This is a genomic window from Sphingomonas sp. P4_D12 (assembly GCF_056401895.1).
Genome location: NZ_JBFUIL010000001.1, coordinates 411005 through 424278 on the forward strand (window position 1 = coordinate 411005; position 13274 = coordinate 424278).

Annotated in this window: 13 protein-coding genes and 1 pseudogene; 7 read left to right on the forward strand and 7 right to left on the reverse strand. The window is 66.7% G+C overall.

What is annotated here, in order from left to right:
* The first annotated feature begins 93 nt into the window (after nucleotides 1-93).
* Nucleotides 94-570 (forward strand): GNAT family N-acetyltransferase, encoded by a 477-nt coding sequence (locus AC1DSD_RS01900; protein ID WP_478028022.1) that lies wholly within the window; start codon nucleotides 94-96, stop codon nucleotides 568-570.
* Here AC1DSD_RS01900 and AC1DSD_RS01905 read toward each other — a convergent pair.
* From AC1DSD_RS01905 to AC1DSD_RS01920, 4 genes and pseudogenes are all read right to left on the reverse strand, one after another.
* Nucleotides 567-1849 (reverse strand): annotated as a pseudogene (locus AC1DSD_RS01905) (bifunctional phosphopantothenoylcysteine decarboxylase/phosphopantothenate synthase). The gene AC1DSD_RS01900 and the pseudogene AC1DSD_RS01905 sit on opposite strands and share 4 nt — an antisense overlap.
* On the reverse strand, nucleotides 1846-2952 hold the full coding sequence (locus AC1DSD_RS01910; RefSeq protein ID WP_478028023.1) for a hypothetical protein: 1107 nt from the start codon (nucleotides 2950-2952) through the stop codon (nucleotides 1846-1848). Before AC1DSD_RS01910 ends, AC1DSD_RS01905 begins: the two are co-directional and overlap by 4 nt.
* On the reverse strand, nucleotides 2949-4487 hold the full coding sequence (ubiB, locus tag AC1DSD_RS01915; protein WP_478028025.1) for a 2-polyprenylphenol 6-hydroxylase: 1539 nt from the start codon (nucleotides 4485-4487) through the stop codon (nucleotides 2949-2951). Before ubiB ends, AC1DSD_RS01910 begins: the two co-directional genes overlap by 4 nt.
* A 151-nt stretch (nucleotides 4488-4638) precedes the next feature.
* Nucleotides 4639-5370, reverse strand: a complete 732-nt coding sequence (locus AC1DSD_RS01920; protein ID WP_478028027.1) for a class I SAM-dependent methyltransferase — start codon at nucleotides 5368-5370, stop codon at nucleotides 4639-4641.
* A gap of 91 nt (nucleotides 5371-5461) precedes the next feature.
* Between AC1DSD_RS01920 and mutM the strand changes: the two genes are divergently transcribed.
* The 3 genes from mutM to dnaA all read left to right on the forward strand — a co-directional run bounded on the left by mutM (nucleotide 5462) and on the right by dnaA (nucleotide 8499).
* Entirely contained in the window at nucleotides 5462-6274 is an 813-nt protein-coding gene (gene mutM / locus AC1DSD_RS01925) for a bifunctional DNA-formamidopyrimidine glycosylase/DNA-(apurinic or apyrimidinic site) lyase (protein ID WP_478028028.1), read from the forward strand.
* A gap of 128 nt (nucleotides 6275-6402) precedes the next feature.
* Complete coding sequence (gene rpsT / locus AC1DSD_RS01930) at nucleotides 6403-6663, forward strand: 30S ribosomal protein S20 (RefSeq protein WP_066813132.1); 261 nt, start codon at nucleotides 6403-6405, stop codon at nucleotides 6661-6663.
* Nucleotides 6664-7146: 483 nt separating this feature from the next.
* Nucleotides 7147-8499, forward strand: a complete 1353-nt coding sequence (gene dnaA, locus AC1DSD_RS01935) for a chromosomal replication initiator protein DnaA (RefSeq protein WP_478028029.1) — start codon at nucleotides 7147-7149, stop codon at nucleotides 8497-8499.
* 48 nt (nucleotides 8500-8547) lie between these two features.
* Here the strand turns inward: dnaA and AC1DSD_RS01940 are convergent, their stop codons facing one another.
* The 3 genes from AC1DSD_RS01940 to ubiA form a co-directional block, all read right to left on the reverse strand.
* Nucleotides 8548-9330 carry a 3'(2'),5'-bisphosphate nucleotidase CysQ gene (locus tag AC1DSD_RS01940; protein ID WP_478028030.1) on the reverse strand — a complete coding sequence of 261 codons (783 nt, stop codon included), beginning with the start codon at nucleotides 9328-9330 and terminating at the stop codon, nucleotides 8548-8550.
* Nucleotides 9323-10669 (reverse strand): TldD/PmbA family protein, encoded by a 1347-nt coding sequence (locus tag AC1DSD_RS01945; protein WP_478028032.1) that lies wholly within the window; start codon nucleotides 10667-10669, stop codon nucleotides 9323-9325. Before AC1DSD_RS01945 ends, AC1DSD_RS01940 begins: the two co-directional genes overlap by 8 nt.
* A gap of 78 nt (nucleotides 10670-10747) precedes the next feature.
* Nucleotides 10748-11671, reverse strand: a complete 924-nt coding sequence (gene ubiA, locus AC1DSD_RS01950; protein ID WP_478028034.1) for a 4-hydroxybenzoate octaprenyltransferase — start codon at nucleotides 11669-11671, stop codon at nucleotides 10748-10750.
* 114 nt (nucleotides 11672-11785) lie between these two features.
* Between ubiA and AC1DSD_RS01955 the strand changes: the two genes are divergently transcribed.
* The 3 genes from AC1DSD_RS01955 to AC1DSD_RS01965 all read left to right on the forward strand — a co-directional run bounded on the left by AC1DSD_RS01955 (nucleotide 11786) and on the right by AC1DSD_RS01965 (nucleotide 13227).
* Nucleotides 11786-12223, forward strand: a complete 438-nt coding sequence (locus AC1DSD_RS01955) for a DUF2147 domain-containing protein (protein ID WP_478028036.1) — start codon at nucleotides 11786-11788, stop codon at nucleotides 12221-12223.
* Nucleotides 12224-12249: 26 nt separating this feature from the next.
* A complete protein-coding gene (locus tag AC1DSD_RS01960; protein ID WP_478028038.1) occupies nucleotides 12250-12402 on the forward strand; it encodes a hypothetical protein in 153 nt (50 codons plus the stop codon).
* A 75-nt stretch (nucleotides 12403-12477) separates the two neighbouring features.
* Nucleotides 12478-13227 (forward strand): 16S rRNA (uracil(1498)-N(3))-methyltransferase, encoded by a 750-nt coding sequence (locus tag AC1DSD_RS01965; protein WP_478028040.1) that lies wholly within the window; start codon nucleotides 12478-12480, stop codon nucleotides 13225-13227.
* Nucleotides 13228-13274: the final 47 nt, after the last annotated feature.

Consider the following 13274-nt stretch of genomic DNA (forward strand, 5'->3'; position numbering starts at 1 on the left):
CCGAATCAAGATCATGGTCGCGTTGTAGGAGCCTCGACCGCGATGGGGAAAGGGGAGTTGCAAGCATTGCGCAGGTGACGCCACAATGAGCCCATGACCGAACGTTTCCAGATAGATGTCGCCATTACCGCGGCGGACGTGCAGTCCGTTTCGGACTTGTTTCAGGGCTATGCCGCCTCGCTACCGGTCGATCTCGGCTATCAGGATTTCGCCACCGAGCTGGCGGGGTTGCCGGGCAAATATGCGGAGCCACGAGGCGCGCTGCTGCTCGCGCGCGACCAGGCCGGGGCATCGCTCGGCTGTATTGCTTTGCGCCCGCTCGACGAGCGCGTTTGCGAGATGAAGCGGCTGTTTCTGGTCCCCGCAGCGCGCGGCATGGGGCTGGGCCGGGCTCTGGCCGAGGCGATCATCGCGGCGGCGCGCGATCGCGGCTATCGCGAGCTCCGCCTCGACACCTTACCATCGATGACTAGCGCGATCGCGTTGTACGAAGGGCTCGGGTTCGAGCGGATCGAGCCTTATTACGCGCCGACGCCGCCGGGCACGGTATTCATGGCGATGACGCTCTAATCGAGCGCGGCGGCGATTCGGCCCGCGAGCCGCGTGGCGACATCGCCCTTGGGCAGCTTGTCCCAGCTCTCGACGCCGTCGGTCGAGACGATGTGCACGGTGTTGGCGTCGCCGCCCATCACGTCGCCCGACACGTCGTTGGCGACGATCCAATCAGCGCCTTTCCTGGCCAGCTTGGCGCGGGCGTGCTCGACCACATGCTCGGTCTCGGCGGCAAAGCCGATGACCAGGCGAGGGCGGCGTGGGCCGCGGGCAAGCGTCGCGAGGATGTCGGGGTTTTCGACCAAGTGGAGGACGGGCGGGCCGCTCGCGCCTTTCTTGATCTTCTGCGAGGATGAGTCGACCCGCCAATCGGCCACCGCGGCGACCATCACCGCGGCATCAGCGGGGAGGGCGGTATCGACCGCCTCACTCATCTCGAGCGCGGTTTCGACGTCGATACGGTCGACGCCGGGAGGTGTGGGCAACGTCACTGGCCCGGCAACCAACGTCACCCGCGCTCCCAGCGCCGCCAGCGCGCCGGCGATCGCGAAGCCCTGTTTCCCCGACGAGCGATTGGCGATGTAGCGCACCGGGTCGATCGGCTCGTGGGTCGGGCCGGCAGTGACGATGATGTGGTGGCCGGTCAGCACCTAACTGCCCTCACCCTTCCGCGCCTTCGGCGCTCCCTCCCTCTCCCGTCGGGAGAGGGAAGGGGCCCGCCCGGCGCAGCCGGGKGGGAAGGGTGGGGGCTGGGCAGGAGTCACCGCCCCAATTTGTCTTGAATCGCCGCCAATATCGCCGGCGGCTCGGGCAGGCGCCCAGGCCCGTATTCGCCGCACGCCATCGCGCCTTCGTCGGGCTCCATGACCATGATACCATCGCCGCGCAGGGTCGCGACGTTGCGTTTCGTCGCCGGGTGCGTCCACATCCGCCAGTTCATCGCCGGCGCAGCCAACACCGGCTTGTCGGTCGCGAGCAGCAAGGTGGTGGCGAGATCGTCGGCAATGCCCGCGGCCATCTTGGCCATAAGATCGGCAGTAGCGGGCGCGACGACGATCAGATCGGCCTCGCGGCTGAGCTGGATATGCCCCATCTCGGTCTCGTCCTTGAGGTCCCACAAGGTCGTATAGACCTGTTCCTCGGACAAAGCGGCGAGCGTCATCGGGGTGACGAAATGTGCTCCCCCTGCGGTCAACACGCATTTGACCCCGATCCCGGCCTTCTTCGCCAGCCGGATCAGCTCGCAAGCCTTGTACGCCGCGATGCCGCCGCCGACGATCAACAGGATACGCTTCATGGAGTGAGCCTCGTGACCGTGATCTTGCGACGCTTGGGAAAGGCGGCGGCGACCAGGTCCCTCAAGCCGTCAGGCGCGAAGGCCAGGCCGATCAGGATCGCGGGTGCCACCATCAGTCCCCAATAGAAGGTGTCGACCCGCCCGAACAGGCCGATCAGCGCGGCATAGGCAGTGAAGGTCGCCAGCGCGCGAATCCCGGTGAGGTCGCGCCACGCCGCCCAGCCGAACAAGGTGAACCCCATCAGCAACGACGCTAGCCACATCGGCGCGAGCCGGAGTGCGGTCGACAAGGTCAGCGCCTCGACGAAGAAGCCGAAACCGAGCATCCCGACCCAGCCGGGCGAGGCGGGGTCGATCGGCGTCACGACTTGCGCGACGGCATAAGCATGAGCGACGACCGCGATTGCCAGCAATGCGAGGCCACCGGCCCATCCCAACGCCTCGCGCCGATCGCCCTCGAGCCAGGCGAGCACGACCATGATCCCGACATAAAGCGCGCTGGTCTCCCGGATCAGCAACGCGATCGCGCCGATCCCGACCGCGGCCACCCAATGGCCAGGTCGGCGCAGGGCGAGGCTAAGCGCGATCAACAGGCCGGCCCAGACCTCATGGAACGCGGCGAGATCGGCCTGGATGAATGCGCCCATCCCGCCCGCGAGCAGGACCATCGCAATGAACAAGGGTGGCGGTCGCGCAAAGGCGGGACGCAGGCGGTTGAACCACGCCACCATGACGCCGGCGGCCAGCGCCCAGAGCAGACCGACCACCGCCCAATGCGGCATCAGCGCCTGGACCATCGCCAGCGTCGGCAGGCGAAAGGTGATGAACGGGCGCAACGGATAATCGCCGCGCCGCAGCTCCTGCGCCGCGACTGCGTAATAATTGCCGCCATGGCGGACGCCGTCGACGATCGCTTCATAGAGGACGATGTCCGCCTGGTCGTCGCCGCGCTTGGCCGAATCGCCGCTGACGGCCGGCGGGCCGGGCACGGTGAGCGCGGTCAGCGTCGCGAACAGCAGCAGGACGAGCCCGGCGAGCGCGAGCCGGGCCTTGCCTTTCGACAGGCCGGCGAAGCGCGACGGTTCGGCCAGCCAGAGCGTCATCCGTGGAGGAACCACCACGTCGCCGCGATCGAGATTGCGGCGCTCAACAGAGCGACCGCGACATAGCGCCAGCCACCACCCAGACGCACGACCTCGATCTCGCGCAGCGGCGGGGCAGGCGGCGCGCCGCCGGGTGAGGGGAAGCGCGCCTCGATATTGCGGATCAGTTCGGGCAGTCGCATCAGCGTGCGCAGATCGGTGATCAGCCGGTCGCCGATCGCCGCCTCAGGTCCCAATTCGGTCCGGATCCATTCGCGGATGAACGGCGCCGCCGTGTCCCACATGTTGATCTCGGGATCGAGGCTGGTGGCAACGCCCTCGACCATCACCATCGTCTTCTGCAGCAGCAGCAGATGCGGCTGGGTCTGCATGTCGAAATCGCGGGTGATGCGGAATAGTCCGTCGAGCATCATCCCGACCGACATGTCCTTGACCGGCAGTCCGCGCATCGGCTCGCCGACCGCGCGCAGGGCAGTGGCGAATTCGCCGACATTGTGATGCGGCGGGACGTATCCCGCTTCGAAATGGATTTCCGCGACGCGCTGATAATTGCCGGTGATCAGCCCGTAGAGGATTTCCGCCAGCCAGACCCGCGCGCGCCGGTCGATCCGCCCCATGATGCCGAAATCGATCGCGGCGATATGGCCCTGGGGAGTCGCGAACAGATTGCCCTGGTGCATGTCGGCGTGGAAGAAGCCTTCCGAGATCGCCTGGCGCAGAAAGGCGTTGACCAGGATGCCGGCGAGCTTGCTCGGATCGTGCCCGGCGGCGATCAGCGCCTCGCGGTTGGTCAGCTTGATCCCGTCGATCCATTCGAGCGTCAGCACGCTGCCGGTGGTGCGCTGCCAGTCGATCGCCGGGACCTGATAATCGGGCTCGGCGCGCATCGACTCGGCAAGTTCGGATGCCGACGCCGCCTCGCGCCGCAAGTCGAGTTCGCGCAAGGTCCAGCGCTTGAACGTCTCGATGACGAGGCGCGGGCGCAGTCGGGCGAGTTCACCGCCCAACCCCTCGGCCTGCGCCGCCGCCCATTGATAGGTGTCGATCGCCCGCGCGAACTCGTCCTCGACGCCCGGACGCAGCACCTTGACCGCGACCTGACGTCCGTCGGGGGTGACGGCGCGATGCACCTGCGCGATCGAGGCGGCGCCGACCGGAGTCTCGTCGATCGAGGCAAACACCTCGTCGACCGGACGGCCCAGCCCGCGTTCGATCGCCGCCCGGATCGTGTCGTAGGGCAACGGCGGTAGCGCGTCCTGCAGGCGCAGCAGGTCGTGCGCGGCTTCTTCGCCGACCAGGTCCGGTCGCGTCGCCAATGTCTGGCCGAGCTTGATCGCGGCCGGGCCGATCGCCTGGAACGCATCGGCATAGCGCGGCACCGCGGGCACGCGCGCACCGAAGCGCGCGATCCTGACCAGCCGGCGGACCTTGACCGGGGTATTGGGGTCGCGCTCGATTCCCTTGAGTGCACCGTGACGCGCAAGGATGCGACCCCATTTGAGCAGGCGCCAGAGATGGACGGCGGGGGCGGTCACCTAAATTCCTCCCCGGCACGGGGAGGGGGACCGCCGGCGTAGCCGGTGGTGGAGGGGGCCCTCCACCAAGCGATACCCGTGTGGCGGGCCCCCTCCACCAGCCTTCGGCTGGTCCCCCTCCCCGTGCCGGGGAGGAATTTTTGGTGCCCCATCAAATCTTCCAGCCGCTATGGATCGCGACCAGTCCGCCGAGCATCGGTTCGACCTTGGTCTGGACGAAACCGGCCTCGCCGATCATTTCCTTGAACCGCTCCATGGTGGGAAAGCGGCGGATCGACTCGACCAGATAGCGATAGCTTTCGGCGTCGCCGGCGATCGCCTGGCCGACCTTGGGCACGACATGGTGCGAGTAAGCGTCATAGATATCGCCGAAACCCGGCCACAAGGTGGTCGAGAATTCGAGGCAGAAGAAGCGGCCGCCGCGCTTGAGCACGCGATGCGCCTCGCGCAGCGCCTTCGGAATGTCGGTGACGTTGCGGATGCCGAACGCGATCGTATAGGCGTCAAAGAAGCGGTCCGGCCATTGCAGCGTCTCGGCATTGGCCTCGCTCCACACCAAGCCGTCGATGCCGCGATTGGCGGCGCGCTCGATCCCGACCTCGAGCATCGCCGGGTTGATATCGGCGACGGTGATCGCGGCGCCCGATTTCTCCATGCGGAAGGCGATGTCGCCGGTGCCGCCGGCCATGTCGAGGATCGCTTCGCCCGCCCGGGGCTTCACCCGGCGGACGAACACGTCCTTCCAGACGCGGTGCAGCCCGCCCGACATGGCGTCGTTCATCACGTCATATTTGCTGGCGACGCTGGCGAAGACACCGCCGACGCGGCGGGTCTTTTCCTCGGGGCTGACATCTTCGTAGCCGAAGGAGACTTTATCGGTCATGCGCGGGCTGTAGCGAGGCAATCAGGCGCCGTCATCCCCGCCCTTATCTTCGTCATTCCCGCTTTCGCTGGAATGACGATATGAGGAGCCGATGCCTGAACTCCCCGAAGTCGAAACCACCGTCCGCGGGCTGGAGCCCGTGCTCAAGGACCAGCGGCTGACGCATGTCGTGACGCGGCGCGGCGATTTGCGCCGGCCGTTTCCGCCCGATCTCGCGCAGCGGATGACCGGGGCGACGGTGACCGGGCTGGGGCGCCGCGCCAAATACGGGCTGATCGAGACCGATCGCGGCGACACGATGATCTTCCATCTCGGCATGTCGGGGCGCTGGCGAGTCGATCCGCACGAATTGCTGCCGCACGATCACCTGGTGATCGATACCCAGGAAGGACGCCGCGTCGTGCTCAACGACCCGCGGCGATTCGGGTCGGTCGACCTGGTGCCGAGCGAAGAGCTGGCCGACTTCCCCGCGTTCAAGACGCTCGGCCCCGAGCCGCTCGGCCCGGACTTCACCGCGCCTTATCTGAAAGCCGCGCTCAAGAGCCGGTTCGCCTCGATCAAGCAGATGCTGCTCGACCAGCGGATCGTAGCGGGCCTGGGCAACATCTATGTCTGCGAGGCGCTCTATGCGGCGCGCATTTCGCCCAGGCGAGAAGCCGGAAGGATCAGCCTGGCGCGGCTCGAACGGCTGGTGCGCGAGATCCATGCCGTGCTCGAATCGGCAATCGCGGCGGGCGGGTCGAGCCTGCGCGATTTCGCCCGGCCGGACGGCGAGCTCGGCTATTTCTCCAAGCAGTTCGCGGTTTATGGCCGCGAGGGCGAACCATGCGGCTGCGGCGGGACGGTGCATCGTTATGTCGAGGGCGGACGATCGACGTTCTGGTGTCCGGCGTGCCAGACTTAGGTCTGGGCGGCAGCATGAACCACATCAACCCGGTTGACCGAATCTCCCCACCTCGCTAAGGGCCACCGCTTCCGGGCACGGCTATACGTCTTGCCTGTCCCATTTTTTGCGAAATTCAGAGGACTTTCATGGCGAACACGCCGCAAGCGAAAAAGCGTATCCGTCGCAACGACCGTCGCGCGGAAATCAACGGCAACCGCGTCGGTCGCATCCGTACGTTCGTCAAGAAGGTCGAATCGGCGCTGGCCGCCGGCGACAAGGAAGCCGCCACCGTCGCGCTTGCCGCCGTGCAGCCCGAGCTGCAGCGTGGCGTCGCCAAGGGCGTGCTCCACAAGAACACCGCGAGCCGCAAATTCTCGCGCCTGACCAAGCGACTCGCTTCGCTGTAAGATACCCGATTTGGTAGCAGGGATGGCGCCCGCCGGTGTGAAATTCACCGGCGGGCTTTTTGCTGTCTGGTGCTCCCGCCATGCTGCTCCGCAGCGATAACCATACCCGATCTTCTAACGAATTCCCTAACCATGGGAAAACCTAGCGATTCGCAAATAGTTCACAGAAGCGTAATGTGAAATCTACCTAAATTCAGAGGCTTATTTAGAGAAGCCCGGATTTCTGCGGGTCAGAGCGAGTCAACTTTTTTATTTTAATATTTCTGTCATCGACGGGGTTGATCGATGGGCTTCGAGCTTCATAATCAGCCCTCGCAGCGCCCATCAGGTGCTCGCCGAATCATAGCAGTACTCGCGTTCAGGCGGATGGCAATTCCGGCTGGGGGGAGGCGTCTGCCTAAAGAATCGGGCCCGTCGCGGGGGCGTGGGCAGGCTTGGAAGGGGTTGTTGCGGGTGGCGGTTTCGTTAGCAAAGGACGGTGTTGTGCCCGGGGAAGTTCTCAATGCCTGGGCGAGAATCCGCAAGAATCTGAGGGAGTCGGCTGGCGCGCGGTTGTTCGAGCAATGGCTCAAGCCAATCGAGCTCGACGATAGCGACGACGAGACCAATGTGCGCCTGACGCTGCCGTCGGCGTTCACCGCCAATTGGGTCCGCAACCATTATCAGGACCGGCTGGTCCAGGAATTCCGCGCCGCGATCCCGGCGATTCGCACCGTGTCGATCGAAGTACGTCAGGCGTCCGCGCCGGCAGTGCTGCGTATCGCCACCGACCAGCCGGCCGAATCGCCTGCCGCGCCCGTCGAAGCCGCCGAGCGCCCCACGCTCGATCCGCGCCTGACGTTCGACCGCTTCGTGGTCGACCCGTCGAACCGCGTCGCCTTCAACGCAGCCAAGGCATTGGCCGAACCGGGCGTGCCGCGGTTCAGCCCATTATTCCTCCATTCGGGCACCGGGCTCGGCAAGACCCATCTGATGCACGCGATCGGCCATGCCTATCTGGCGGCGGTTCCCGAGGCGCGCGTGTTCCTGATGTCGGCCGAGCGGTTCATGTTCGAATTCGTCGCGGCGATTCGCGCCAATGATACGCATGCCTTCAAGACCCGGCTGCGCGGTGCCGATCTGCTGATGATCGACGATCTGCACTTCATCTCCGGCAAGAAGCCGACCCAGGACGAATTCTTCCACACGATCAACGAGCTGACCGCGGCGGGCAAGCGCCTGGTCATCACCGCCGATCGTCATCCCCAGGGACTCGACGATGTCGAGGCGCGGATCGTGTCGCGGCTGGCGATGGGCTTGGTCGCCGACATCAAGATGCCCGACGCGACCTTGCGCCGCGCATTGCTCGATCATCGCCTCGGCGAGTTGCCCGAGGTCAAGGTGCCCGAAGACGTGCTCGAACTGCTCGCGCACAAGGTCACCGGCAGCCTGCGCGAAGTCGAGGGCGCGCTCAACCGCCTGGTCGCTTATGCCCAGCTGACCGGCGAGGAGATCAACCTGGAGTTCGCCCAGGCGACGCTCGGCGACGTGCTGCGCGGCGGCACCAAGCGGATCACGATCGATGAGATCCAGCGCGCGGTGTCGGCGCATTACGACCTCAAGCCGGTCGACCTGGTTTCCGCGCGGCGCGCCGTGGTGGTTGCCCGCCCGCGCCAGATCGCCATGTACCTCGCCAAACGCCTGACCACGCGCTCGCTGCCCGAGATCGGGCGCAAGTTCGGCGGGCGCGACCATTCGACTGTGATCCACGCGGTGCGCCGCATCGAGGAGCTACGCGGTAGCGATCACGAGATCGACGGCGCGGTGCGCAGCCTGATCCGCCAGCTCGAGGGCTGACACCGTCTGAAGAACCACCGACTCCTGCGAAAGCAGGAGCATCGTATTTCAGCGCGGCTTGCCCAATCCCGCCACCGCGCGCTCATGCAGCCGCGCGATCGCAGCGAGGTGAATGCCCGGAGCGGTCGCGAGCACGCCAAACGCCTCGGCGCGCGGGGTGTTGAAGCGCAGCTTGCGCCCGACTGCATCGCTGACCGCACAGCCCGCTTCGCGCGCGATCAGCACGGCGGCGGCGATGTCCCATTCGTTGCCCCAGCGGATCGTCGCGAGCAGATCGGCCTGACCCGACGCGACCATCGCGATTCGCAGCGCAATCGAATTGGGTTTGGTGACCGCGACCAGATCGGCGTCGACGTCGGGCAGCGTGTCGGTTGGCGTGCGCGCGCCGATGAAGACCGCGCGTCCGCTATGCGCGATCGGATCGCCGTTGAGCGTCGCGCCCTTGCCCGTTTCGGCTCGCCAGACCTCGGCCAGGGCAGGGGCATCGAGCACCGCCGCCACCGGCTGCTCGCCGTCGACCAGCGCGATCGATACCGCCCACCCCTCGCGCCCGCGGATATAGTCGCGGGTGCCGTCGATCGGATCGACCACCCAGCAGCGGCGATGGTTGAGCCGCACCGCGTCGTCGACCGTCTCCTCCGACAGCCAGCCGACATCGGGGGCGAGCGCGGTCAATCGCTCGCGGAGCAGATTGTTGACGTCGATATCGACCTGGCAGACCGGGTTGCCAGGCGCCTTTTCCCAGCGCGCGAAATCGGTCCGCCAGCGCGCCAGCGCATAGGCGCTCGCCTCTGCTGCGACCTCGGCGATGTCGTCGATCAGCTCAGCCACCCGCGACCGTCATTCCATCGATCCGGAGCGTGGGGACATTGGTCGCGTAGCGGAATTCGAGATCGTCGGCAGCAGTTAGCTGGAGGAACATGTCCTTCAAATTGCCGGCAATCGTAAATTCGTCGACCGGTGTGGTGAGCACGCCATCCTCGATCAGGAAACCGGCCGCGCCGCGGCTGTAATCGCCGGTGACGCCATTGACTCCCTGGCCGATCAACTCGGTGACGTAGACGCCGCGCTTCACCCCAGCGATCAGGCCGTCGCGGCTGGTCTTGCCCGCGGCGAGATAGGTGTTGGTGGTGCTGACGCCAGGTGCCCCGGCGCCGCCGCGCGCGGCATGGCCGGTGGGCTCGAGCCCGAGCTGCCGTGCCGACGCCGAGTCGAGCAGCCAGGTCGTCAGCACACCGTTCTGGATCAGGCTGGTTGCGGATACTGCCAGTCCCTCGCCATCGAATGGCCGCGAGCGCAGGCCGTGCGGGCGGAGCGGATCATCGACGATGTCGATCCCGCTCGCGAAGATCTGCTCGTCCAATTTGCCGAGCAGGAAGCTGGTGCCGCGCGCGATCGCCGCGCCCGAAATCGCGCCGGTCAGATGCCCGATCAGCGACGCGCCGACGCGCGGATCGAACAGCACCGGCATCGGCCCGCTGGCGACCTTGCCGGGGTTGAGCCGGGCGACGGCGCGTTCGCCTGCCTCGCGGCCGATCGCCTGGGGCGACGGGAGGTGCGCGCGGTGGCGCGCCGTGCGGTGTCCGTAATCGCGCTGCATCGCGCCACCGCTGCCCGCCAGCACGCTGGCAGAGACCGAGTGGCTGGTCGTGGCATAGGCGCCGGAGAAACCGTGGCTGGTGGCGAGCGCCCAGGCGACGCGCGCGGCCGAAGCCCCGCCGCCTTCGCTGTTGGTGACGCCGGGCACCGCGCGTGCCGCATCCTCGGCGGCGAGCGCGGTTTGCTTGAGCGTGGCGGGGGCGGGATCGTCCGCATCCTGCAGGTCGAGATCGGGGATCGGCCCGGTCATCAGCCGATCCTCGGGCGCGAGACCGGCCCATTTGTCCTCGGGCGCCTCGCGCGCCATCGCCACCGCGCGCTCGACCAGCGCGTCCATCGCGGCCGACGACAGATCGGAGGTCGAGACCGAGGCTGAACGCTGGCCGACGAATACGCGCAGACCCAATTGCTCCTCTTCGGAACGGCCGACATCTTCGAGCTCGCCCAGCCGCACCGACACCTCGACACTGGCCGAGGCGCCGAGCATTGCGTCAGCGGCATCGGCGCCGGCTTTGCGCGCGCGTGTAACGATATCGAGAGCGCGGTCGCGCGCGGCGTCGGGAGTCAACATGACCGGCACTTAGGAAGCGCAGGCGCGCCGGTCAAAGGGCGTCGGCAAAACTGACCGAGATCGGGTGGCGGTAGTCGCTCAAAAACTCGTTTGTCCGACGACGAAGCAGGCGAGGAACACCAGCAGTCCGGCGAATCGGTTCGAGCGGAAGCGGCGGAGCGCGTTGGCGCCATCGGCGGGCTTGAGCGTCGCGACCTGCCAGGCGAAATGCAGCGCGGCCGGGGCGAGCGCGACGAGCACCAGCGGGTCGGGCCGCAATTCCCACAAGGCCAGCGCCCAGCAGGCGACCGCGAGGGCATAGAAAGTCCCGACGCCCGATCTGACCCGGCTACCCAGCGCGCGCGCCGAGGAGCGGACGCCTACAAGCGTATCGTCCTCGATATCCTGGAGCGCGTAGATCGTGTCATAGCCGATCACCCAGAAGATCGACCCCAGATAGAGCAAGGGTCCCGGCATCATCAGCGACCCGGCGATCTCGCTCCACCCGACCAACGCCGCCCAGGAAAAGACGATGCCCAGCCACGCCTGCGGCCACCAGGTGATCCGCTTCATGAACGGATAGGCCGCGACGGGCGCCAGGCTGACCAGCGCCACGATCGCGGCATAACGGTGCAGCTGGAGCAGCACGACCAGCCCGATCAGGCACAGGAACACCAGCCAGATCCACGCCGCCTTCAGCGACACCGCGCCCGAGGCGAGCGGGCGGCTCCGCGTGCGTTCGACCTGGCGATCGAGGTCGCGGTCGACAATATCGTTATAGACGCAGCCGGCGCCGCGCATGGCGATGGCGCCGAGCGCGATCCACAGAATCAGATCCCAGCGGTCGATCGCGCCATGCGCCAGCGCGATCGCCCAGGCGCCGGGCCAGAACAGCAATTGCCAGCCGATCGGCCGATCGAATCGCGCCAGCAAGGCGAATGCGCGCGGATAAGGTGGCAATCGCCCGACCAACCCGCGATATTGGGTGTCTGGGACGATCTCGGACTCGGGTTCGACAGTCATCACCTATTCACTAGCCGCGTGCGAATTGCCGCACCAGCGCCACGCCTTGCCCCAAGACGGACAATTTCTATTTCTAGGCGGAAGGGGTGGGGGAGTGTGTTTTTGGAGTTTGCGATGTCGACGATCATGCCCCGACTTCTGGCCTGCGCCGCGCTGACGCTGACCGTCGTTGCGGCGTCTGCCCAGGCTGGTCCCGAACCCGATCCGGCGCGTGCCGGCGCGGCCTGGGTGGGCACCTGGACCAATATGAACAACACGATGCACGTCCGCGCCGGCCGCTGCGGCGATGCGATGTGCGGCACCGTGATCTGGGCGGACGACAAGACCAAGGCGGACATCGCCTCGCGCGGCCGGACCTTGATCGGAACGCAAGTGTTCCGCGAATTTCGTCAGACCGGTCCCAATGAATGGAAGGGCAAGGTCTATGTGCCGGCGCTCGACCAGACGATTTCGGGGCGAATCGAACTGACCGATTCCGACAGCATCACCGCCAGCGGTTGTACCTTATTCGGTTTCGGCTGCCAGGTCCGGCACTGGAAACGGATACGCTAGGCGGGTTGGCGTGTTAGGGCCAGTTCATGGTCCATCTCTCCGTCGCCATTGCCCGGTTCGCAGAGACGCTGTTCTGGGGCATCGCCCAGGCGGCGGGGCTGGCGCTAGTCGGCGGCGCGTTCGGGATCGCGGCGCTGGTGGTCGGCTGGCGGATGATGCGGCGCAAGCCGAAGCCGTGACCGACGTTCCCCTCCCGCAAGCGGGAGGGGAGGTGACGCTGGCCCGACCGAGACGAACTCGCTAAGTCGCCAGCCATGGCAGCAACTCCCGCCTGGCCGCCGCGATCGACGCCGCGTCTGTTCATCGACGTCCCGCTGGCCGAAGGCGCCGATGTCCGCGTCGAGGGCGGGCAGGCGCATTATCTGCTGTCGGTGCTGCGGCTGAAGGCGGGCGATCCGGTAAAGTTGTTCGATGACGCTACCGGCGAATGGCTCGGCATCGCCAGCGCGATCGGCAAGCGCGACCTGATTCTGACCGTCTCGGCGCATCTGCGCGGCCGCGAGCCGGTCCCGGACCTGTGGCTGTGCGCGGCGCCGATCAAGAAAGGCCGGATCGACTGGGTCGCGGAAAAAGCCTGCGAGCTGGGCGTCGCGCGGCTGATGCCGGTGCTGACTCGCCGCACGATAATCGACCGACTCAACCTCGACCGCCTGCGCAGCCACATGATCGAGGCGGCGGAGCAATGCGACCGCACCGCGTTGCCGGAACTGTCCGAGGCGGTGAAGCTGGACGCCTTGCTCCGCGACTGGCCCGAGGATCGCGCGCTCTTCTTCGCCGACGAGACGGGCGGCGCGCCCGCCGCCGAGGCGATGGCGGCGCATCGCGGGCCGGCGGCGATCCTGATCGGACCCGAAGGCGGGTTCGATGACGCCGAACGCGAGGCGATCCGTGCGTTGCCCCAAGCGGTAGGAATCGGCCTCGGTCCGCGTATTCTTCGTGCCGAGACTGCGGCGGCAGCAGCGGTGACAATCTGGATGTCAGCGGCGGGCGATTGGCGGGGTTAACCGGGGCCTTTCGAACGACGGCTAGCGCAACCGTTTCGTCGTCGCTA